This window comes from Stenotrophomonas chelatiphaga (assembly GCF_032054965.1).
In the GTDB taxonomy this organism is placed as follows: domain Bacteria; phylum Pseudomonadota; class Gammaproteobacteria; order Xanthomonadales; family Xanthomonadaceae; genus Stenotrophomonas; species Stenotrophomonas chelatiphaga.
Map to the genome: position 1 here is coordinate 25,374 of NZ_DAMBRS010000011.1, position 21,259 is coordinate 46,632.

Consider the following 21,259-nt stretch of genomic DNA (forward strand, 5'->3'; position numbering starts at 1 on the left):
CCATCCAGCACAGCGTTCAGCTACGCTGTTGGGCAAGGCACGCCGGCAGGCAGCGCGCGGCCGAACGCCTTGCCCCCGGACACGGAGCCGTCGATGAATCGCATCCGCATGCAGCTGCTGATGGCCCTGGTGGGCCTGCTCGCCGCTGCGTTGCCGTTGGCGATGATGACCTGGCTCAGCTGGCACCACGCCGCCAACACCGCCCAGGCCCAGCTGCGCGAGACCGCAGAACGCGCCCTGGAGCGCGCCGACCGCTCCTACCAGCAGGCGTTGTCCGCCCTACAGGCCATGCAGCACAGCCTGCTGGCGCCCTGCAGCCCCGAGCACATCCAGCTGATGCAGACCCGGGTGGTCACCACCTCGTCGGTCGACCAGATCAGCTACTTCCAGCAGGGCCGCGTGCGCTGCACCTCGTGGGGCCGTCCGGTCGACGTGCCCGCGCCCAGCCAGCCCGACCACACCACCGCCGATGGCGCCATCCTGCAGCTGGACCTCGCACCGCGCGCACCGTACGGGCGATGCATGTTGTCCCTGCGGCTGGACGATTACGAAGCGTTGATGGACCCGTACCACTTCGTCGACCTGATCGGCGCGCGTGACATCCGCATCGCCATCGCGACCCCGGATGGCCGGCTGATCGCCCAGCAGTCACTGCCCGACCAGGCGCTGCTGCAATCGCTGCTGCGCGACCCCCGCACCGGTGATGACGGCACGCTGCTGTTCGCCAGCGCACGCAGCGAAGCGTGGCTTGCGGTGGTGACCACGCCACGCACCAGCATCAGCGGGATATTCCTGCAGCAGGCCTGGGTGCTGGTGCCGGTCAGCCTGCTGCTGGGCGCGGCCGCGATGGCCGGCACCCTGGCGCTGTCGCGGCGGCGTTATTCGCTGAAGGGCGAACTGAGCCATGCGATCCGCCGCAACGAACTGTACGTGGTCTACCAGCCGATCATCGAACTGGAAACCGGGATCTGCGTGGGTGCCGAAGCGCTGGTGCGCTGGCGTCGCGCCGATGGCAGCGAGGTGCGGCCGGACCTGTTCATCCCCCTGGCCGAAGCCAGCGGACTGATCGGGGCGATCACCGATGAAGTGATCGAACGGGTGATCGTGGACATGCGCGACCTGCTGGTCGGCGACCGCAGCGCGCATATCGCCATCAACCTTGCACCGGAAGACATGATCAGCGGCCGCGCGCTGAAGGTGATCGCCGCCAAGCTGGCCGGCACCGGCATCGCCAACCAGCAGATCTGGCTGGAAGCCACCGAACGCGGCTTCATGGACATCGAAAAGGCCCGCGCCGTGATCTCGGCCGCGCGGCATTCCGGGCACGCGGTGGCCATCGATGATTTCGGCGTGGGGTATTCCAACCTGCAGTACCTGCAGCAGCTGCCGCTGGATGCGCTGAAGATCGACAAGTCGTTCATCGATGCGATCGGCACCGACAGCGCCACCAGCCCGGTTACCGGCCACATCATCGACATGGCCAAGACCCTGGGGCTGTTCGTGGTGGCCGAAGGCGTGGAAACCGAAGACCAGCTGGCTTACCTGCACAGCCGCCACGTGGAGTTCGGCCAGGGCTGGCTGTTCGCCAAGGCGCTGCCACGCGAAGAATTCATCGCCTTCCATCGGCGCCGCCAGGAACTGTACGGCGCAGCGCGCGAAGACATGCAGAATACGCGGCGGCAGGCGGGCCATTGATCGTCGTCGTGCGGTTCATGCGGCCCGCTTATACTGGGCGCATCCACCTGGAGGCTTACGCCAATGCGCCACTGATGCCGCCGTCTTCGTCGACGGCCTGATTCTTCTCCCGCCCCTGCACGCAGGGGGAGTCGATGGCATCTGTTGGAGGTCTGCATGACCACGCATCCGCTCACGCTTGAACGCGTGACCTTCCGCCTGCCCGATGGGCGCGCGCTGTTTTCCGATCTGTCCTTCACCTTCGACCCCATCGCCACCGGACTGGTGGGCGCCAACGGGATCGGCAAGAGCGTGCTCGCGCGGCTGCTGGCCGGCACGCTGCCGCCCACGTCCGGGCGCTGCCACGGCGGCGGACGGGTGTTCCTGCTGCCCGCGTTGAGTGGCCTGCCACGGGGCCGCGTGGCCGACCTGGCCGGCGTCGGCGAGGTGCTGGATGCGCTGGACCGGATTGCCGCAGGGCAGGTCCACGGCGAGGATTTCAACTGCGTCGGGGAGCGCTGGGACCTGCGCGAACAGTTGCGCCTGCAGTGGCAGCGCAGCGGACTGCCCGCCGACCTGCAACCGGAAGATCCGGCCGCGCGCCTGAGTGGCGGGCAGGCGATGCAGGTGGCGTTGTCCGGCGCGTGGGCCAGTGGCGCGGACTGGCTGATCCTGGACGAACCGAGCAACCACCTGGACGCACGACGGCGTGCCCAGCTGCGCGACGCACTGCAGCGCTGGCGCGGCGGGCTGCTGGTGATCAGCCATGACCGCGAGCTGCTGGGCCAGATGGCCTGTATCGTGGAACTGGACGCGCAGGGGCTGCAGCGCTTCGGCGGCGGCTACACGGAGTACGTCCACGCCAAGGCGGTGCACGAAGCCGCCGCGCAGGCGCAGCTGGACCATGCGCGGCAGCAGCACCGGCAGCAGCAACGACACGCACGCGAACTGCACGAACGCGCCCAGCAACGGCAGTCGCGCGGTGCCCGCAGCGCACGCGATGCCAACCAGGCACCGATCCTGCTGGGACTGCAGAAGCAGCGCGCACAAGCCAGCGCCGGTCGCACTGCGCAGCTGCAGGCGCAGCGCCTTGCCGACAGTGCGGGCCGCCTGCGCGATGCCAGCGCCGGCGTCGCCGCCAGCGCCCAGCTGGTGGCCTTCGCACCACCCAGCCCGCACGCCAGCCAGCGGGTCGTGCGGCTGCAGGGCCTGCGGCTGCCGCACGGCTGCCGTGCACCACTGGACCTCATCCTGCAGCGCGGCCAGCGGCTGGCCGTGGTGGGCGACAACGGCAGCGGCAAATCGACCCTGCTGCGGGTGCTGGCCGGTCAGCTGGCGCCGCGTGCCGGCAGCTGTGACATCGGCGTACCGGCCGCCCTGCTGGACCAGGCGCTGGCCACGCTGCACGCGGGCAGCAGCGCGCTGGCGACGCTGCAGGCGGCCTGCCCGGCCACGCCGGTGGCCGACCTGCGCACCCGGCTGGCCCTGCTGGGCCTGGATGCCGCGCGCATCGAACGGCCCAGCGCCACGTTGAGCGCCGGCGAACGACTGAAGGCAACGCTGGCGTGCACCCTGTATGCCGACCCCGCCCCGGGCCTGCTGCTGCTGGACGAACCCGGCAACGCGCTGGACCTGGACGCGCTGCATGCACTGGAAACCCTGCTCGGCCAGTTCACCGGCACGCTGGTCATGGCCAGCCATGATCCGGCACTGCTGCAGGCCATGCAGCCCACCCACGTGCTGCTGATGAACGAAACCGACTGGACGCTGCGGGCGTGGTGAAAGGACGCCCACCTGCGAAGTGTTACTATGTAACACCCCGTTCCTGATCCGCATCCGATGAAATCCAGCCAAGCCGCCCTGCTCGACGCCAGCGCCGTCGCCCTGTCCAGCCTGTGCCTGCTGCATTGCCTGGCCCTGCCGCTGCTGGCCGCTGCGCTTCCGCTGTTCGGCGCCTGGGCCGAAGCGGAGTGGGTGCACGCCGTATTCGTGGCCATCGCCCTGCCGATCACCGGCTTCGCGCTGTGGCGCGCCCACCGCCAGCACCCGCTGCCGGCGCGGGCCTGGCTGGCCGCTGCAGCCGGATTGGCGCTGCTGCTGGCGGGCGCGCTGGAGTTCCCCAGCCACGACAGCGAAACGGTGGTCACGGTGGTCGGCAGCCTGCTGCTGGCGGCCACCCACCTGTGGAACGCGCGCCGTCGTCACCGCCAGTGCTGAGCAAGCGGTTACTGTAGGCGACGGCCGTCTGGCCGTGCAGGCAACGGAGCGCAGGCAATGTCAGCAAGAGGACGTGCGATCAAACGCGGCGTGGTGCCCTGGTTCGGGCTGTGCAGCTGGCTGGGCATGGTGGTCGGCGTGGTGGTCGAACAGGCGGCCCGCGCGCTGGGTGCCAGCGGCAACAGCGCAACCGCCGTTGGCGTGCTGGCCGCGGCCATGTGTGGATTCTGCGCGGTGCTGGCCTCGCGCGTGCGCGATGAGCGCTGGCCATGGCTGGCACTGGCCGGTGCAGCCTTTTCCGCAGTGCCGCTGGCGCTGTTCCTGGTGTCGATGATCCTGCACTGAGCCGCGCACCGGTAACGCGTTCCGCCGCTGCGTCCTACACTAGCGGCCCCTGATTGCCACGCGACCGCACCCGTGCCCCATTATTCCGGCCCCCTGTTGACCCGCGAATCCGCCACTGCCCTGCAGCGCGCGGCAGCTGCCGGCGCATCCAGCTGGACCGGTTCGCTGGACCTGGGACGCAGCGAAGAAGCCGTCGGCCTGTCTACGGATGGCTTCGTCTTCCGCGGCCAGTCCTACCCGTGGCCGGGCAAGGTCAAGGACCGCACGTTGTACTACTGGGATGGCGAGGAGTTCCTGCCGATCTCGCGCTTCAGCGCATCACTGATCAAGCTGGTGCCCACCGAATGGGGCGCGCCGACCTTCGAAATCGACGGCATCAAGATGCTGCCCAGCGCCAAGCTGTCGCCGTTCGACGATGCGCGCCGCAAGGTGGACCTGATCGCCCCGGCGGGCAAGACCGTGCTCGATACCTGCGGCGGACTGGGCTACTTCGCTGCCTGCTGCCTGGACGCCGGCGTGGCACAGATCCGCTCGTTCGAAAAGAACCCGGACGTGCTGTGGCTGCGCACGCTCAACCCGTGGTCACCGGATCCGGATGCGGCCAGTGCCGGTGGCCGGCTGCAGTTGGCGCAGGGCGACGTGTCCGAAGAAATCGCTGCGCTGCCGGGCAACAGCGTGGACGCCATCCTGCACGACCCGCCGCGCTTCGGCATCGCCGGCGAACTGTATTCGCAGGTGTTCTACGACCAGCTTGCACGGGTGATCCGCAGCGGCGGCAAGCTGTTCCATTACACCGGCGCGCCGAACAAGCTGACCAGCGGCCGCGATGTGCCGCGCGAAGTCGCCAAGCGGCTGGAAAAAGCCGGGTTCAAGGCCGAACTCGCCCTGGACGGCGTGCTGGCGACCTATCGCGGCTGAGCCGGTTGATGCCACGGCACAGGTGCCGGCGCTTGGCCGACACCTGGCCGCATGGCCTTACATCGCGTGCGACACCGCATTGGATGCGCCGGCCGCCACCGCACCGGCTGCCGGTGCCAGCCCCATCCCGGTGGTGATCGCCGCGCCGGCGATATCGGCCCCCACCACCGCCAGCACCTTGCCCCAGCCCCAGCGTGCGGTGGTCACCAGGCCATTGCCGGCAGCGCGACTCTCGCCTTCCGCCTTGGTCCAATAGGCCAGCGAATGGCGGCCCACGCTCAGGCTGGCCAGCACGTTGGCCGCGCCCCTCGAACGCGGGTCGAGGGTGGCCACCGCTTCCTGCTCCAGCCGCTCGTACAGCGCCGCCGCGTTCTCCAGGCTGCCGGCCTTGGCGTTCACTTCGTCGATGCGCTGGAAGAAGCGGTACTCGCGTTCGCTGAACTGCGTGCGGTACGGGTCCATGTGCTTGGCCAGCGGCAGCGTCGGATCCAGGTCGTAGGTCCATTCGAAGGTCTTGCGGAACTGCTCCATCGACATCTCCGGCTTGTAGCCGCACTGGCCGACCAGGTAGTCCAGCATGTCTTCGATCGGTACGCGGTTGCTGCGCAGGCAGTCCAGGTACATGTTGTGCTGCACGCCGACGCGGTCCTGCGGGTTGCCGGCGGCGAATGCACTGCCGCCGCAGCCAGCGGCCAGCAGCAGGGCGGAAGCGATCAGGGTCTTGTAACGCATGGTGGATCCTTCAGTCAGTGGTTGGAAGGTGCAGGAACCACGGCGGGCCTTGGCTGCCACGCCATGTCCGCTGCACCGTTTCCACGCTAGGCAGCGCCCTGCCGCCGCTCAAGGATCGAACCGGGCCACGCCGGGGCGCTTTCGCAGGCGTTGCCTGCAGGCTCCTGCGGCGCAGCGCCCGGCGCTGCAACGGACTCAGCCTGGCACGGGCCAGCTTCGAAGAATCAACGGGTTGGCGCGATTCGTTCCCGGTTTGTTCCCGGCCGCGTCCTGTCCTGCTGCGGCCACCAGCGTCAGCATGGACGTCCATCCCATCCCCGCAGGTTCCTGCCATGTCACCCATCCGCTGCTTCCTGCTGTGCCTTGCCCTCACCGCCTGCGCCCGCACTGCCGTCGCCCACGACATCGTCCCCGCGGACTGGTGCGTGGATGAAAACGCAAAGCCCGAACGCGTCGCCTCGTTCAAGTTCGATGGCGGCCAGATCCGCGATGTCATGGCCAAGTGCGGCATCCTCGAAGGCGAGGACCACTTCCACACCGTCGCCAACGCTATGGGCGAATGGTGCAGGATCGTGGCGCCGCGCCAGGACGCCATGCCCTTTATTTCAGGGCCGTCCAGCTTCATCGACAAGGACCACCATGCGCGCTACCGCATCGACGACGGCATCATGGGCATCTGCGCGGTCTGCGTGCGCCCGTCGCGCTGATCACGCATCGGCTTCCGCCTGCAGCGCCGTACTGTGCGCATGGGCCAGCACCCCGTCCACGCCAGCCTGCAGCTGCTGCCGGCTGGCCGCGTCCAGGGCCGGACACTGCGCCAGCACGTAGTAGGCCGTGCGCACCACGCTGCGCCATCGCGGCTGCCGCGGCAGCCGCGCCACGGACAGGTAGCGTTCCAGCGCGCGCGCGCGCAGGCGCCCGTCATCCACGTTCACCCGCCACAGCCGGCTGCGCTCTGCCAGCTCCAGCCGGCTGCTGCCGGTACAACGCTCCCAGGCCTCCACCGATGCCAGCATCAACGCCACCAGCTCACTGCGGAACGCCTGCGGATCGGCCTGCCTTGGCACGCCCACAGGCGCTTCGGGTGGTGGCGGCGGTGCGGCCGCCGGCCGCGGCGCAGCTGGCAGCGGCGGTTCCACCGGCGTCGGACACGTTGACGCACGCCGGCGACGCCGCAGCGCGAACGCAACCATCACCGCCAGCATCATCGCCAGCAGCGCAGCAACGGGTCCAACCGCGCGCCCTTGCGAGGGCGGCGCACCTGCCTGCAGCCGACGCTCCTCTTCCGCTTCGAAGCGCACGCGCATCCAGTCCAGTCGTTGGTCGTGCTGGGCACGCGCCTGCGCCAGCGCACGTTCGTTGGCACGCTCCAACGTCGCGTTCGCCGCCGTTACCTCGCCGCTGGCGCCCTGCACCGCAGCCAGCTCCCTGAGCAGATCCACTTCCACCGGGTCGCGGTCAGCCAGCGCCGCCAATGCCGATTCCAGCTGCATCCTGGCCTGCGCAAGCCGACCGTCTGCCCGCTGCACGCGGGCCACCTGCAACTGCAGGGTCGCCGGCAGTGGCAGCGACCAGGAATGGGCCAGCGCCAGCGCCGCTTCCTGCCAACCGCGGGCGGCACCTACATCCCCCTGCGCCAGGGCCACCCGGATCAGCCCATCGTGCACGCGCAGTGCATACACCCGGTTGCCCGCCTGCTGGTACTCCTGCAGCGCTTGGCGCAGCCAGGCCGCGGCCTGCACGGGATGCCCGGCGTCCAGCGTCACCTCCGCCATCGATTCCAGCACGTGCGCTGCTTCGACGCCGTCGCCGGTCGCGCGGCTTGCCTGCAACGCCTGCTGGTAGTAGCCCAGCGCGGTCTCGCTTTCACCCAGCGCCCGGTACACATCGGCGATGTTGTTGAGCACCGCGCTGGTCGCGCCCCCCTGCGCACGCCGCAGGGCAAGGCTTTCGGTCAGGCTGCCCAGCGCCCCACGGAAGTCACCGATGCGACGCTGCGCCGAGCCCAGGTTGTTGAGTGCGCGGGCCGTTCCTTCCGCATCATTGGCCGCACGCGACCACGCGGCGGCACATTCGAACCGACGCATCGCCTGGGGCAACCGCTCGCGACGATAGTCCAGCACACCGCGCTGGCGGGACACCGCTGCACGCAAGACCTCCGCGCCGCTCCCGGCGTCGTCTACGACCGCGTCGGCACAGTCCAGCAGCCGCTCTGCATCCGCATCGCGCGCGCCCTGCATCGCCTCGCCGGCGCTTGCCAGCAATGCCGCCACGCCCTCCGCTGGCGCGCCGCTGGCAGCAGGCAACAGGCGGCTGCGGCACAGCCGCGCATCCGGCAACATGCGGTTCGTGGAAAGTCCGCTGCAGGCGGATGGATCCGCCGCGCCGGCCAGCACCGGCCAGGCCAGCGCCAGCAGCACCCAGTCGCCCTTCACGATGGATCGCCACAGCGTCCGGTACAGCATCCCGACTCCACCGTCGTGCGCCTACAGCCGCCTACTCTAGGATCGCGGTGCGCCTGCACGCCGAAAACCGATCAGCGCGTGCCACCCGCGTCAGCCGGCGTCGCTGTCCATCAAGGCTTCCGCGGTCCCTGTGGCCGATCACGAACGCGCTTGCGCCGCATCCCGCTTGGGCCGCGTTAACCTCGCTGTCGGATCCTGCCGTAATCTTGGCAGGACACCATCGCTACAGAGCACGCCATGACCGACGTCCATGCCCAGCCCGCCGATGAAGCCGAACGCCAGCGCGCGCTGGACGCGCTGCACATCGTCGGCAGCCTGCCCGAACCGGCCTACGAAGACATCGTCAAGGTCGCGGCGGCGGTGTGCGGCACGCCGATGGCGCTGGTTACCCTGATCGATCGCGACCGCCAGTGGTTCAAGGCGCGCACCGGCGTAGAGGGCCACCAGACCGAGCGCAACGTCGCCGTCTGCGACCATGCCATCCGCCAGCCCGAACACCTGATGGAAATCGGCGACCTGCAGCAGGACGCGCGCTTCGCCGACAACCCCGTGCTCAAGGAGATGGGAGCACGGTTCTACGCGGGCATGCCGCTGGTCACCGACGACGGCGCCGCGGTGGGCAGCGTGTGCGTGGTCGACCTGAACCCGCGCGAGCTCAACGAAACCCAGCGCGAGGCGTTGAAGGCGCTGGCGCGGCTGACGATGGCGCTGATGGAAGCGCGCAGCCGCGAACGCGAACAGGCAGTGGCGGAAATCCTCAACCAGGGCCTGGAGATCGAAGCGGGCTCGGCACCGGAAGCGGCGGGCCGGTATTCGGTGGTGATCCTGGAGCTGCAGGACCTGGATGCGCTGTCGGCGCGGCTGGGCGAACGCGCACTGGAACGCCAGCTGCAGCAGTTGGACCAGCAGCTGGAGCAGTGCCTGCAGCCCGCACGCGGTGACAGCATCAACCGGGTCACCGGCAGTGGCGAGTTCATCGCGGTGCTGGGCGTGGAGCAGGACGCCGATACGCTGGCAGCGCTGCAGAAGGTGGCCCAGGACCTGCGCCATACGCTGGGCGCATCGCTGCTGATGGGCAGCGCGGGTACCGACAGCGGCGAGCCTACGTCGGCGGTGTTCCTGCGCGCGGACAAGGCGCTGAGCGCGGCGAAGGACAGCGTGGCGGCGTCCTGATGCTGCATCCCGGTAGCGCCGCGCCATGCGCGGCGGCTCTTCGTGCCGTCAACGCGATGCCTGACACATGCCGCGCTGCGCGCTCGCCGAGCATGGCACGGCGCTACCCATGCCACGCTGGCCGACGCGGCAGTTATTCGTAATCTACCTTCGCCAACGTCTTCACCCATGCTGGCACTTCCGGCTCACCCGCATAGAAGGTCTTCGGCTGCTTCTCGGCCATCGCCCAGCGGTGCAGCCAGCTCGGCCCATAGCGACCGTCATACCCGGTGGTACCGCGTACGTACGCAGCATCCTGCATCGCCTCGTCCAGGCTGACGAAGCGATAACCACGCCGCTGCGTCGCCGCCACCAGCTCGGCGAAGGTCGCCGCGTTGAGCTCGTTGGCATGCATCAGCCACACCTGCGGCAGTGCATAGCCCAGCAGCGCCACCGACTGCGCCTCGTAGTAATCCAGCTTGTTCAACATGTACGGTACGTAGCCGCGGCGCAGCTGCCGCAGCACGGCCTCGCGCGCCGGCGTGTCGGCCTGCTCGTTGAGCACGTTGGCATAGGCGAAGGCCCATACCCACTCTCCGTTGTCCACCGTGACCGGCGCGATGCGGTAGCCATGTTCGGCGAAGAATACGTCCATGCGCGCACGATCTTCCGCCGTGCGGCCGGCGCGCAGGTACGGGTGGCGCATCCACGTCGGCACCTGCCCGCGCTCGGCCAGCAGCGGGCGCAGCACCCGCTCACCGCGCAGGAAATCCTGCTGGAACGCCTCCACGCCCTCGGCATTCAGATCCATGTGTGACCATGTGTGGTTGCCCAGCGCATAGCCCGCATCCAGCCAGTCGCGCAGCATCTGCACCCGCTGCGGCTGCACCACGCCGTCCACTTCCAGCTTGTTCTCGTTGACGAAGCCGACCACCGGCACGTTCGCCTGCTTCAACTGGCCCAGCAACGCCTGATGGCGCGCCTGCAGGTCCGCCGGCTGGATCTCGTCCAGTCGCGCCCATGGCAGGTCATCGATGGTGACCGCGATACGGCGGTCGATCCCGGCCGCATGGCCGACACCGGTGATGGCAAGCAACAGCAACGCAAAGAAACGTGAGGTCATCAAGGTCATCGGGGCCACGGCGCACGGGTAGTCGAGCAGCCCGTGACTCTACCGCTGTTTGGCCGCCCACATGTTGTCCACCAGGTTCGGATACGGTCGCCCGTTCTCCTCCGCCCGCTGCCGCGCGGCTGCCTTCTGCGCGTCGGTCAGCGGGCGCGATGCCTGCACCTTCGGATTGGGCTTTTTCCAGGGCGGCGTGGTCGACTTGCGCATGAAAGAGTCCCGTAGCGTGGACGCAACAACGCCCGGCAGGGCAGCCGGGCGTCGTTGCAGGCAACTGGCGCAGCTTACTTCTTGAGGAATTTCAACAGGGCCAGGTTGAAATCATCGGCATGGCTGACATTGCAGCCGTGCGGCGCATCCTTCAGCACCACTACTTCGCTGCCCGCGATCGCCTCGTGGGTGCGCTTGCCGGAGCCTTCGAACGGCACCGTGCCATCGCTGTCACCGTGCAGCACCAGGGTCGGCACGGTGACCTTCTTCAGGTCCTCGCGGAAGTCGGTGGTACCGAAGGCCTTCTGGCAGCCCAGTGCGGCGGTCTGGTCGGACTGGTGGGCCAGCGCCACCGCTTCCAGCCGCTGTGCCTCGGTGACCTTCAGCTTGCCGTTGGCACTGAAGAACTTCCTGGTGAAGTCATCGAAGAAGGCTTCACGGTCCTTGGCCAAGGCGCCGGCCATCTCATCGGCGGCTTCCTGGGTCAGCGGGCCGTCGGGATTGTCACTGGTTTTCAGCAGGTACGGCGGCACTGCAACGGCGAACACCACACTGTGCAGGCGCTCTTCACCGTGGTTGGCGATGTAACGCGCCACCTCGCCACCGCCCATCGAAAAGCCGACCAGCGAGACATCCTTCAGGTCCAGGTCTTCGATGACACCGGCCAGGTCAGCGGCCAACGTGTCGTACTCGTAGCCGTCCGCCGGCTTGTCCGAACGGCCGAAGCCGCGACGGTCATAGGCGATCACCCGGTAGCCGGCATCACGCAGCACCGGCACCTGGGCCTGCCAGGATTCAGCCGACAACGGCCAGCCGTGGATCAGGACAACCGGGCGGCCAGTGCCACCGGAATCTTCAACGTGCAGACGGACGCGGGACGCAGTCATGGCAACTCCATGGAAGGGAAGGAGGGTCAACGCTAAGCGGCCGGGGCTTGGTCCGTCGTGAAAGATAGCGGCGCCGTCGTGACATGGCCTGCACGGCGCGGACCGGCGCACCTGATCGCCCGCACCGCGCGCATGCCCCCATGCTGCCCTATCATGACGACACCGTTGAAACACCGATCCCGCAGGACCGCAGTACGCATGACGCAGCACTGGACACCTTCGCGCCTGGCCCTCGCCCTGCCCCGCTCTGCCGCATGGGAACTGCACCTGGACGGCGAGGACATGGTGATCCACCTCGGCGACGCCATCCACCGGCTCACCCTCGGCTTCGATGCGCGATTGACCGTGAAGCGCGGCCTGCTGTGGGCCAGCGTGGTGGTACAGCGCCGCGAAGGCCCGACCATCACCTTGGACGGCCTGTCCCACGCCGACGCCAGCACCCTCGCCAAGGCCCTGCACACGGCCGAACAGGCGCAGGACCAGCGCGAGCGCGGCCCCGCCTTCCTGCATGTCCTTGACCTGATGCGCCAATGGAATGGCGATGCCGAGGAACTGCTGACTGAACGCCGCGCGCAACGGCGCTGGATCAGCCACGACGAGCTGCAGGCGCTGCTGGATGCGCGCCCCGCGCTGGACATGGCGTCCACTGCGCTGCACGCCCTGTTCCATGACACCGGCCTGCCGCTGGATGAAGACGAACGCGAATCGGCGCTGATCGAACTGGAGCTGTGGGAACAGGACTGGAGCGCCGCCTGCGACGCCGTCAACGCGCAGATACTCACGGCCGAACGCAGCGCATCGCGCGCCCTGCTGGACCGCGTGGAAAGCCGCCCGCTCACCGACGAACAGGCGCACGCGGTGATCTGCTTCGACAACCGCGTGCAGGTCGTGGCCGCCGCCGGCTCCGGCAAGACCTCCACGATGGTGGCCAAGGCCGCCTATGCCATCCAGCGCGGTTACGCTGAGCCCCGCCAGATCGTCATGCTGGCCTTCAACAAGGAAGCGGCCGGCGAACTGCAGCAGCGCACCGATCGCGCGTTCGCCCGCCTCGGCATGGGCGAGGGCGTGGTGCAGGCGCGCACCTTCCACGCGCTGGGCCTGGCGATCATCGCCAGCGTCACCGGACGCCGTCCGCAAGTGCCCGACTGGGCGGTGGATGCCACGCTCGGCCTGCATCGGCTGGCCGACCTCATCGACCAGCTGAAGGACCGCTCGTACGCCTTCCGTACGCGCTGGGACATGTTCCGGCTGGTGTTCGGCCGCGACCTGCCGGCGCAGGGCGGCGCGATGGATGCCGACGGCTGGGACAAGGATGGCAGCGGCTACGTGCGCACCCTGCAGGGCGAGCGCGTGCGCAGCGTGGAAGACTGCATCCTGGCCGACTGGCTGTTCTACAACGGCGTGCGCTATGCGTACGACCGCAGCCAGACATTCGACGCCGGCGAGGACGCCTTCCACGCACAGTCCACGCAGTTCCATTACCCCGATGCCGGACTGCATCATCGGCATGGCGGTGCGGACACCGATCCGCTGCCGGGCAGGGACGGCCGCCATCTGGACACCAGCTCGCACGACCTGCGCATGGGCTGGGCGTTCGACGACCTCGAGCAGGCGCTCGCCGCCGGTGGAGTGGCGGTGGATCCCAATCCGGACCGCGACATCCCGGACGACGGCCAGAAGCCGATGCCCGACGCCGAGCTGATCAGCCTGATGCGCACCTTCATCAGCCATGCCAAGAGCAACTGCCTGGGCTTGGATGACATGGCCACGCGGCTGCGCGAGCTGCCCGAGGATCAGTTCAAGGAGCGCTACCGTCGCTTCCTGGAGATCGCCGGACCGGTGCTGCAGGCCTGGGACGATGCACTGGATGCCGAGCACGCCATCGACTTCGAGGACATGCTCAACCAGGCCGCCGAGCATCTGGAACAAGGCCGCCATGCAGCGCCTTACACGCTGGTGATGGCGGATGAGTTCCAGGACGCTTCACGGGCACGGGCACGACTGTGCCGTGCGCTGGTGCAGCAGCCGGGCACGTACTTCTTCGCGGTGGGTGACGACTGGCAGTCGATCAATCGCTTCGCCGGTGCCGACGTCTCGGTGATGACCCGCTTCAACGAATGGTTTGGACATGGACAGGTGCTGCGACTGGAGCAGACCTTCCGCTGCCCGCAGGCCCTGTGCGACGTCTCCAGCCGCTTCATCAGCGCCAACCCGGCGCAGATCCGCAAGCGCGTATGGTCCAGCACCCCGAGCCATGGGCCGGTGCTGCAGGCGTTCCAGGTCGCCGCGCGTGATCAGCTCACCGATGCCGTAAGCCAGTACCTGCAGCAGCTGCACGAAGCGAGCCTGTGCGGCGCGATGCCGGCGGGCCGGAACGGCAAGCTGAGCGTATTCGTGCTGGGCCGCTACAACGCCGACCGCGCCTACCTGCCCGGCAACTGGCGCGCACGCTTCGGCGCGACGCTGGAGGTCAGCTTCCTTACCGCCCACCGCAGCAAGGGCATGGAAGCGGACGTGGTGATCATGCCGGCGCTGCTGGACCGCGCCTTCCCCAACCTGCGCGCGGACGATGACGTGCTGTCGCTGGCGATGCCCGATGGCGATACCTATCCGCTGGGAGAAGAGCGCCGACTGTTCTATGTGGCACTCACCCGTGCCCGGCGGTCGGTGGCGATGTTCACTGTTTCCGGAAAGCGCTCGGCGTTCCTGGATGAGCTGGAGCGGGACGGCGCGGTGCAGGTCACCACGCTGGATGGACAGCCGGTAAAAGAGCGCCGGTGCCCGGCGTGCGGGACGGGCGTCATCGTGAAGAAGACCGGAAAGTACGGTGACTTCCATTCGTGCTCGGGGTATCCGCGGTGCGAGCACAAGCCGCGGGTGATGGCGTAGCAGCACGTCACCCGGGAACGGTAGTGACGGCCGCTGGCCGTCATGCGGGACAGGAGCGGCTGCGGGTTCGCACGTTCCCAGCCGAGCCGACCTGAAGTCGGCTCTACGCAACCTGATAGCTCCTTCCGGTAGTAAGTGGACAACTGAAGCCTTAGATCAGAGGCGGAAGTGTTGGCAGATTTCACTCATACGCAAGCGCGACCGTTCCATGTGTCGCTTTTGACGCTGCTCACGACCTTCAAAGCTAGACAAACTGACACGGGGTTGGATTTCGCCAGAAGTTCACATAATATTCAGGCAATCAACAGCGCAAGGAAGGCGCAGTACGCGCCATGCGTATCACTCGTGGTACGAGACGAATGGAGTCTGGAAAGAGAGCGTGGATGTCCGCGCGCGCGGCCGTGCCAGGACCAATGTTGTCATTGGCATGCCAAGCCTTGGGCGCATCGCCGGATATGGATGCTGCAAAGGGAATTCGAACGCGCTAACAGCTTGACGGAAATGGCGGAGGAATACCGACGGCGCAAGAGCGACAACGAACGGATTTCGACTGAATCGCGGCGACGTTTTCCTTGTGGGAGCGAAGTCCTATCGCAGGGCGGGCACTCTGTCGATTACACATTGAGAGACTTTGATGGAGACATCATCGCTGAAGACTCCATTCAAAAATGCGAATAAGCATTTTATGATGAATACAAAATTTGCCAAGAATTTTCAATTTCTAGCTCGCGCACTTGGGCTGGCCTGTGCACTGGGCTCATGCAGCGCCGCCTCAAGAAGCTACACGCACCTGAGAACATGCGTCGAGAAGGCAAGCAGAGAATCATTAGCCGAAGTGTGCAAGCAATTAGACGCATCTATAGACGGCGAACTTAGAATGATTATGTTTGGGTTCTTCCTGGTTTTTCTAGGTCAAGTCAACTTAAAAGTTTGCGCTCGCTCCGTTAGATCCTGGCTCGCAAGAAGTTGATCATTCTCCACACCATCAGACTACGATCGACCGACCCGTGGATGGCGCTTGAGTTGGAATCACCCATGCTTACAGCCCGACAAAAGGCGCGAGCAGGACGAGCGCCTACCTGCTGTATCTCGACTAATTGAACGGCAGCATCCCCTGCCACCGTGAGCACCCATTGGAGGCGCGCCGAAGCAGGTTTGGATTGACGCCTTCTGTAGCGTGGAAGGCAGTGCGCGTCAGGCGTATCACTCGGGGGACGAGACGAATGGAACTTATCGGCTTGCATTGCAGGGGCGCGGCGAACGAGCAATCGAAGCTTGGTAGCTTCTGCTGGGGCACACCATCTGCCTCGTGCCACTCATTCTGCAAGGATACGCAATGCGGCCGGCCCTGATACGCACGTTGTCTGCCTGTGGCGTCGGCATGCTCATCCACGGGAAGCTGTCCGCGGCGGCGAACTATCGTCTATCGCGGCAGTGCTACGAACTGGCCGGATCAGGGGAGGTGGTATCGAGTTGCGCCACCTTGCCCGGGTCCATTGACGCAGATCTGTACTGGATGATGTCTGGGTTCCTGCTGCTCCTCCTTTCGGCAGATGCTCCCGGACTTCTGTTGAAGTTGAAGAAATGGAACTGGAAAGAGGAATGCGTCGACGTACATTCCCCTCGTCTCAGTGCGGGCGGGCGTAGAAGGCTCACATTCTCCCTGCTGACGCTTGCATGGCTGGCGGTGCTGACCCTGGGAATCATCGGCTTCTTCATCGTACCCGAGCACAGCTATCCAGACGCCGCAAAGAGCTTCCCGTATCCGTACCTGACCGATTTTGAGTTTCGCGTCGTAGCGCCGGGTCTCTTTGTCGGGTTGAACCTGCTATCCGCTTTTGCGCCGAGACGGGTTCCCATAATCCTTGCCATCCTCTCCTGTGCGCTACAGTCGATGCTTCTCGTGCTCATCGTTCTCCTCACAAGCGGCGGCGTCTGAGGATGTCTTACGTGATCGACGCTACGAAGCGCAGTGACCGAGCAACACTCTGGACACGTGCGTGGGGCGCACTGGATCTCGTCGCCGTTGTGCTGCTCATGATGGCCAGCGTGGTGAACGGCAGGTTTCCGCTCTGGGATGACGTTGCAGACGCCCTGGCGACATTCCAGCGGTACGGAAGTTCCCTACCGCTGGTCGTCTCCTGCATCCACGCTGTCATCGTGCTTTCGTTGTTGGCAACAGGCTATCTGCTTGTATGCAACCGACCTGCAGGGCGCTACCTGGCCATTGCACAGGCACCGTTCCGGATTGCACTGGTCATTCCTTCGGTGCCGCTCCTCGGTTACCTCGGGTCCACGACAGGCTCCGTCCAGATCATGGTCGCGGCGCTAGTCCTGACCGAACTGGGCAAGCTGTGGACCTTGAGGAAAGAGCGGTGGCACAGGTCGGGAACTCCCGAATGGGCTGGAGCCTCTCAAGCGCAGACACCTATCCTTCCGGTGAAAGAACTAGATGAAAGACGAAAAGATCACACTGACAGCTGAGGAAACCGTATTTTATTCTCCAGGCGACGAGTCAGCGTTTTTCACTTGGCTGAAAGCCATGACCTTTGTTCATTCGGTACGTGGGAGCGGCAGATACCTAGATATTGTGATGAGTCCGGCGGCCATGAACGAGTATGACCTGCGTGAACTTCTCGCCCTGTTCTACAGGTATGGGGTGGATATGAAGCAGCTGAGCGTCTTTTCAGATGGATCTCAGTTCGAGTTCCTTCGCGACAGGCGGGGATATTGGTACAAGCATATCTTCGAGTAGGGTGGCGCACATACCGATGGCGAGCCGCTCACAGGTATGAAACCGGATCACTCTGCACGTACTCGCAAGTTTGGCGGCCGGCGGCCGTCACCGCCGGGGTCACCACATTACCCGTAGCGGCAGCCAAGGATCTCTGATGCACCCTGATGAAACCTACTCGATCTCTTCGCACAATGGGCATCCAGTGGTGCCTGCCCAGGAGTTGATCGAAGCGATAGGCCTGGCAGCCCAATTCGCGCATAGCGTCGAATCAAGGCAAGTGACTGCAACGGGCTGAAGCGATCTTGCCAGACCTCGATCCTCTCTTGCTGCGAGAGCGACTAAAGATGCACTTTCTGATAATTATGATTTTTCCATTTCTGTTTGTTATCCCGCTGTCCGTCGCAGTCGCCAACACGACCAGTCGGCGAGCACTGATTTCCTACGCATTGATATACGCAACTCTATGTGGCGCGCTACCTTTTGCGTATGGCTACTTGTTCGTTCCGGACATCAGGGGCGATATCGCTGAGATGCTATCCACTGCGGCACTCATAGCAGGGATGAGGCTGGTTGATCTCTACGGCTTTCAATGTCTCTACCTCTTTAGCGAGAAGTGGAAAGAGACAGGAAGCCCTTGGAAATGATCTACAGGTTTTGCACTATCACTCGGCTTGAGGATTGAGGCTCTACGACACCGATGCAGGCTCCAACCCTTGAAGGCGGTGGAGATCGTAAGCACGACCAAGGAGCGCGACATACGCGCCTACGAGTCGATGGAACGCGCGCACCTGGAGTGCACATGAATGACCGGACTGGAGAACACCAATGCGTGATTTGCACGATCACCGCATCACGGGGCTGCACTTGAACGAATCAAGTAACACGCTGACAGTGAGCCTGACCGACGCTGAAGGCCAGCGGGGTGCTGACCTCGTGCTGGTGAACATTGTCGACCTGTATGTGGACGGCTTCTCTCTACAGAACATCATCCTCGACGCATCCATTTTCCATGAAAAGAGCACTTCATTTGAGTATCAGCGCGCCTGCCAGCTCCTTGACATCGACAGCTCAAATAATTCAACTTTTGCAGATTCCAAGACGGTGATCCTGATTCAGGCATCGGCAGGAGCCGAGATTGCGTGCCTTGCCAGCGGCCGTAACGCTATCTAATTGGAGCCTTAGAGCAATGCCTACCATATGATCAGGAGACGCTTTCTAAAAATTGTATGTTGGATGGCAATAGTTGGAATGAGCTTACTTCCCATCAACGTCGCTCTCAGCTTTGCTTACAAATTGGCTTACGACGTTCCTCTGGTGGCCAAAGACGCCATGGGCATTGCTGTCGCCCTGTTTGGGCTCGTAGCGGCTACTACCATCTACCGCACCTTTTTGGCCAAGTGATCCCTGCACGCGCTCGCAAGCTTGACGGCCAGCGGCCGTCACTACCGGGCTCATCAACTTGCTGACGATAGGACCGCAGTGGCAACCAATGATCTATGATGCACCTCGACGAAACCTACTCGATCTCTTTGCCACTTGGCATCCAGTGATGACTGCCCAGGAGCTGATCGAAGCAATAGGCCTGGAAGCGCAATTCGCGCATAGCGTCGGCGCAAGACGGGTGACTCCAGAGGTCTATTCGTAGGTGGCCGCATCGACCCCGTCAACATCACGCCGCGTATGCCTGCACGTGAAGGTGATAGCAGTGAATAAGAACAGCATTCATCTCATAAACGCGATGGTGACTTTCGCAATCTTCGCCGTATGCGCCGCAGTGATGGCCGTCAAGGTTGTGGAAGGAGAGGAACTGTTCTTCCGGCACTACTTACTAGGCTACCTGGGCTGCTTTTCCCTTCTTCTCTCCGTTGTGTGTCTGGTTAACTTTCTCAATAGGCGTGGGGGCTAGACCACCATGGTGCAGCGCCCAGCGGTGCACGCAGCATGACCGTTAGCCACCAGCCCACCGCCAGATGCAATTACTCCTGCAGTGGTTGTCGGTGAGGATATCAGCCAATGAGTTCGCTTTTCACAACCACCTGCCCGTCGTGCGGAACACCTAAGCAGAGGTTCGGCGTATTGACGGCGATCAATCGATCCCAGGTCACGAGTTGCTCGGCCTGCGGCGAGAAAATTGTTTCGGAGGTGTACTACGGGAGATACGTTTTACTCATAGTTTACGTCCACATTGCATTTGCCGTCTTAGGCGTTCCGATAGTTCTAGGTATGGTCGCGAAGGACTGGCTTGTCGTCGCATTCTCATCGGCAGCTTTCGTTTCCCTGTGCTGGCCGGTTGCCGCTTACCTGCACGCGAATTATTCAGAGATCAGATGCGGCGACTCACGTAGTTGATCCAGCAAGGATCAATGAGTGCCCCTCTGTGGTCAGGGTGAGCTGTAGAAGCTGCTGAACGGGCGCCGGAGGGATCAGTGACGACCAACGGTCGTCACCCACCCTTTGTGGCCGTTGATACCGGGTTACAGGGCGATGCGCGCTACGCTTTCCTGCGCGCCTTTTTCTTCCTTGTCGCCGTTCTTGATGCTTACGTACAGCACGTTGTTCCTGGCATCCAGTGCCAGGCTGTTCGGGTGCGTGGGCACCGACCACTCGCCGATCTTCTGGTAGCTGTCGCTGTCGTAGCCGGTCACGGTGCCGGCTTCGCGGTTGGTCACGTACAGGCGCTTGCGCGGTGCGTCCAGCAGGATGCCCAGGGTGCCGGCGTCGGCCGGGATGCTGGCCAGTTCCTTGCCGGTGCTGCGGTCCAGTACCAGCACGCGCTTGCCGGGGTGCGTGGACGCGAAGCCTTCGATGCTGCTGCCCTGGTACTTGCGGATCATCTCCGATCCCTGGTCGGTGATGAAAAGGCGCGGGCCGGATGGATCCAGTGCGATGTTCATCGGCTGCTCGGCGGTGACCTTGTAGCGCTTTTCCACCTTGCCGGTATCGGTGCCCACCACTACCACTTCGCCCAGCAGGTTGCTGGTGTAAACGCGCTTGCTGGCCGCGTCCAGCGCCAGGCCCGGGGCCTTTGCATTGCCCAGGCCGGGAATGGTATCCAGCAGCTTCAACGACTGCGTATCCACCACGAACAACACGCTGCCCTCGCCGGAGTGCCCGGTGACGTACAGGCGATGGTTGGCGCCGTCCACCACGAGCTCGCGCAGGTCATGGGTGTAGCTGGCCTTGCCGTCCTTGCCGACCTTCTTTTCCATCAGCTGCACGATGCCGATCGCCTTGCCCTGCGCGGTGTCGACCACCGTCACCGACGTGTCCACGGTGTTGCCCACATACAGGCGGTCGTTGGCATCGTCCAGCACCACGCCGAAGCCCTTGCGCTCGAGCGGGATGGTGGCCTGCACGGCCAGCGTGGCCGGGTCCAGCTTCAGCACCTGGGCCGGGCCGGCGCCATCGCCGAAGCCACCGGAGGAGGCCACATACACCGCGTTCTGCCTGGCGCTGTAGGCCAGCTCGTAAAGACCCTGCGCCACGGCATTGCGCTGTACGGCGGCGGCATTGCTGGCGGTCGGCGTGGCGGCGTAGGCCGCGGGTGCGGCCATGCCCATGGCAATCGCCACGGCCAGCGCAGCGACGGTGCAGCGCCGGGCCATGCCCGGGTTCTTGGAGAAGATCGAATTCATTCCAGCGTCCTTGTGTGAGTCAGGAGAGATCCTTGGCTCGCGCGGCCGCGTATGCAGTGCAGAAACACCGAAGCGGCCGGCCACACGACGACGGCGTGGGCAGGCTGGCTGAGGACGACATGGTAACCCAGCTTCCTGCTCGCGGCATCCGCACAGCCGCTCGCGCAACGCCTATGGCGGCTGCGACGCTCCCCACCCGCTTCGGGCTCGCCAGGCGATCAGTGAGGTTCCCGTCCATGCAGGGATGACCATAGTCCAACCGCCCAATCTGA

The 21,259-nt window shown here is 65.1% G+C and carries 19 protein-coding genes; 13 read left to right on the forward strand and 6 right to left on the reverse strand.

The features are described from left to right. Positions 1-93: 93 nt before the first annotated feature. The 5 genes from RTX79_RS13490 to RTX79_RS13510 all read left to right on the forward strand — a co-directional run bounded on the left by RTX79_RS13490 (position 94) and on the right by RTX79_RS13510 (position 5,154). On the forward strand, positions 94-1,695 hold the full coding sequence (locus tag RTX79_RS13490) for an EAL domain-containing protein (RefSeq protein WP_312684285.1): 1,602 nt from the start codon (positions 94-96) through the stop codon (positions 1,693-1,695). Between the two features lie 156 nt (positions 1,696-1,851). Then, a complete protein-coding gene (locus RTX79_RS13495) occupies positions 1,852-3,456 on the forward strand; it encodes an ATP-binding cassette domain-containing protein (protein ID WP_312684287.1) in 1,605 nt (534 codons plus the stop codon). A 57-nt stretch (positions 3,457-3,513) separates the two neighbouring features. Continuing rightward, the gene (locus RTX79_RS13500; RefSeq protein ID WP_312684289.1) at positions 3,514-3,891 is read left to right on the forward strand and encodes a MerC domain-containing protein; all 378 of its coding nucleotides are present in this window, start codon (positions 3,514-3,516) and stop codon (positions 3,889-3,891) included. 57 nt (positions 3,892-3,948) lie between these two features. After that, the gene (locus RTX79_RS13505) at positions 3,949-4,236 is read left to right on the forward strand and encodes a hypothetical protein (RefSeq protein WP_312684292.1); all 288 of its coding nucleotides are present in this window, start codon (positions 3,949-3,951) and stop codon (positions 4,234-4,236) included. 72 nt (positions 4,237-4,308) lie between these two features. Continuing rightward, a complete protein-coding gene (locus RTX79_RS13510; RefSeq protein WP_312684295.1) occupies positions 4,309-5,154 on the forward strand; it encodes a class I SAM-dependent methyltransferase in 846 nt (281 codons plus the stop codon). Positions 5,155-5,211: 57 nt separating this feature from the next. Here RTX79_RS13510 and RTX79_RS13515 read toward each other — a convergent pair whose 3' ends face one another. Next, positions 5,212-5,886, reverse strand: coding sequence for a hypothetical protein (locus tag RTX79_RS13515; protein WP_312684298.1), 675 nt, complete (start codon positions 5,884-5,886; stop codon positions 5,212-5,214). Between the two features lie 332 nt (positions 5,887-6,218). Here RTX79_RS13515 and RTX79_RS13520 point away from each other — a divergent pair, with 332 nt between their 5' ends. After that, the gene (locus tag RTX79_RS13520) at positions 6,219-6,593 is read left to right on the forward strand and encodes a hypothetical protein (RefSeq protein ID WP_312684300.1); all 375 of its coding nucleotides are present in this window, start codon (positions 6,219-6,221) and stop codon (positions 6,591-6,593) included. On the opposite strand, the gene RTX79_RS13525 is transcribed toward RTX79_RS13520, so the two are convergent. Beyond that, the gene (locus tag RTX79_RS13525) at positions 6,594-8,351 is read right to left on the reverse strand and encodes a tetratricopeptide repeat protein (protein ID WP_312684301.1); all 1,758 of its coding nucleotides are present in this window, start codon (positions 8,349-8,351) and stop codon (positions 6,594-6,596) included. It abuts the gene before it with no gap. A gap of 237 nt (positions 8,352-8,588) precedes the next feature. Between RTX79_RS13525 and RTX79_RS13530 the strand changes: the two genes are divergently transcribed. After that, positions 8,589-9,524, forward strand: coding sequence for a GAF domain-containing protein (locus tag RTX79_RS13530; RefSeq protein WP_312684302.1), 936 nt, complete (start codon positions 8,589-8,591; stop codon positions 9,522-9,524). A gap of 133 nt (positions 9,525-9,657) precedes the next feature. On the opposite strand, the gene RTX79_RS13535 is transcribed toward RTX79_RS13530, so the two are convergent. From RTX79_RS13535 to RTX79_RS13545, 3 genes are all read right to left on the reverse strand, one after another. Beyond that, the gene (locus RTX79_RS13535; protein ID WP_312684304.1) at positions 9,658-10,626 is read right to left on the reverse strand and encodes a polysaccharide deacetylase family protein; all 969 of its coding nucleotides are present in this window, start codon (positions 10,624-10,626) and stop codon (positions 9,658-9,660) included. 48 nt (positions 10,627-10,674) lie between these two features. Then, positions 10,675-10,839, reverse strand: a complete 165-nt coding sequence (locus RTX79_RS13540) for a hypothetical protein (protein WP_312684306.1) — start codon at positions 10,837-10,839, stop codon at positions 10,675-10,677. Between the two features lie 74 nt (positions 10,840-10,913). Further along, complete coding sequence (locus tag RTX79_RS13545; RefSeq protein WP_312684308.1) at positions 10,914-11,726, reverse strand: alpha/beta fold hydrolase; 813 nt, start codon at positions 11,724-11,726, stop codon at positions 10,914-10,916. Between the two features lie 198 nt (positions 11,727-11,924). Between RTX79_RS13545 and RTX79_RS13550 the strand changes: the two genes are divergently transcribed. From RTX79_RS13550 to RTX79_RS13575, 6 genes are all read left to right on the forward strand, one after another. Next, positions 11,925-14,615, forward strand: coding sequence for a UvrD-helicase domain-containing protein (locus tag RTX79_RS13550; RefSeq protein ID WP_312684311.1), 2,691 nt, complete (start codon positions 11,925-11,927; stop codon positions 14,613-14,615). Positions 14,616-15,951: 1,336 nt separating this feature from the next. Further along, positions 15,952-16,554 carry a hypothetical protein gene (locus tag RTX79_RS13555; RefSeq protein ID WP_312684313.1) on the forward strand — a complete coding sequence of 201 codons (603 nt, stop codon included), beginning with the start codon at positions 15,952-15,954 and terminating at the stop codon, positions 16,552-16,554. Positions 16,555-16,565: 11 nt separating this feature from the next. Beyond that, positions 16,566-17,099 carry a hypothetical protein gene (locus tag RTX79_RS13560; RefSeq protein ID WP_312684316.1) on the forward strand — a complete coding sequence of 178 codons (534 nt, stop codon included), beginning with the start codon at positions 16,566-16,568 and terminating at the stop codon, positions 17,097-17,099. Beyond that, a complete protein-coding gene (locus tag RTX79_RS13565; RefSeq protein WP_312684319.1) occupies positions 17,068-17,370 on the forward strand; it encodes a hypothetical protein in 303 nt (100 codons plus the stop codon). The genes RTX79_RS13560 and RTX79_RS13565 overlap by 32 nt, the downstream gene beginning before the upstream one ends. Positions 17,371-18,177: 807 nt before the next feature. Continuing rightward, on the forward strand, positions 18,178-18,522 hold the full coding sequence (locus RTX79_RS13570) for a hypothetical protein (RefSeq protein ID WP_312684322.1): 345 nt from the start codon (positions 18,178-18,180) through the stop codon (positions 18,520-18,522). A 78-nt stretch (positions 18,523-18,600) separates the two neighbouring features. Then, positions 18,601-18,753, forward strand: coding sequence for a hypothetical protein (locus RTX79_RS13575; protein ID WP_312684324.1), 153 nt, complete (start codon positions 18,601-18,603; stop codon positions 18,751-18,753). 1,073 nt (positions 18,754-19,826) lie between these two features. On the opposite strand, the gene RTX79_RS13580 is transcribed toward RTX79_RS13575, so the two are convergent. After that, entirely contained in the window at positions 19,827-20,987 is a 1,161-nt protein-coding gene (locus tag RTX79_RS13580; protein WP_312684325.1) for a YncE family protein, read from the reverse strand. Positions 20,988-21,259 lie beyond the last annotated feature (272 nt).

What these genes read in the sequence shown, in the direction of transcription:
- RTX79_RS13515 (WP_312684298.1), bottom strand. Translation starts at nt 5,886, where the DNA reads ATGCGTTACAAGACCCTGATCGCTTCCGCCCTGCTGCTGGCCGCTGGC.
- RTX79_RS13540 (WP_312684306.1), bottom strand. Translation starts at nt 10,839, where the DNA reads ATGCGCAAGTCGACCACGCCGCCCTGGAAAAAGCCCAATCCGAAGGTG.
- RTX79_RS13535 (WP_312684304.1), bottom strand. Translation starts at nt 10,626, where the DNA reads ATGACCTCACGTTTCTTTGCGTTGCTGTTGCTTGCCATCACCGGTGTC.
- RTX79_RS13550 (WP_312684311.1), top strand. Translation starts at nt 11,925, where the DNA reads ATGACGCAGCACTGGACACCTTCGCGCCTGGCCCTCGCCCTGCCCCGC.
- RTX79_RS13570 (WP_312684322.1), top strand. Translation starts at nt 18,178, where the DNA reads ATGCGTGATTTGCACGATCACCGCATCACGGGGCTGCACTTGAACGAA.
- RTX79_RS13555 (WP_312684313.1), top strand. Translation starts at nt 15,952, where the DNA reads ATGCGGCCGGCCCTGATACGCACGTTGTCTGCCTGTGGCGTCGGCATG.
- RTX79_RS13530 (WP_312684302.1), top strand. Translation starts at nt 8,589, where the DNA reads ATGACCGACGTCCATGCCCAGCCCGCCGATGAAGCCGAACGCCAGCGC.
- RTX79_RS13575 (WP_312684324.1), top strand. Translation starts at nt 18,601, where the DNA reads ATGAGCTTACTTCCCATCAACGTCGCTCTCAGCTTTGCTTACAAATTG.
- RTX79_RS13520 (WP_312684300.1), top strand. Translation starts at nt 6,219, where the DNA reads ATGTCACCCATCCGCTGCTTCCTGCTGTGCCTTGCCCTCACCGCCTGC.
- RTX79_RS13490 (WP_312684285.1), top strand. Translation starts at nt 94, where the DNA reads ATGAATCGCATCCGCATGCAGCTGCTGATGGCCCTGGTGGGCCTGCTC.
- RTX79_RS13525 (WP_312684301.1), bottom strand. Translation starts at nt 8,351, where the DNA reads ATGCTGTACCGGACGCTGTGGCGATCCATCGTGAAGGGCGACTGGGTG.
- RTX79_RS13500 (WP_312684289.1), top strand. Translation starts at nt 3,514, where the DNA reads ATGAAATCCAGCCAAGCCGCCCTGCTCGACGCCAGCGCCGTCGCCCTG.
- RTX79_RS13545 (WP_312684308.1), bottom strand. Translation starts at nt 11,726, where the DNA reads ATGACTGCGTCCCGCGTCCGTCTGCACGTTGAAGATTCCGGTGGCACT.
- RTX79_RS13505 (WP_312684292.1), top strand. Translation starts at nt 3,949, where the DNA reads ATGTCAGCAAGAGGACGTGCGATCAAACGCGGCGTGGTGCCCTGGTTC.
- RTX79_RS13580 (WP_312684325.1), bottom strand. Translation starts at nt 20,987, where the DNA reads ATGAATTCGATCTTCTCCAAGAACCCGGGCATGGCCCGGCGCTGCACC.
- RTX79_RS13565 (WP_312684319.1), top strand. Translation starts at nt 17,068, where the DNA reads ATGAAAGACGAAAAGATCACACTGACAGCTGAGGAAACCGTATTTTAT.
- RTX79_RS13495 (WP_312684287.1), top strand. Translation starts at nt 1,852, where the DNA reads ATGACCACGCATCCGCTCACGCTTGAACGCGTGACCTTCCGCCTGCCC.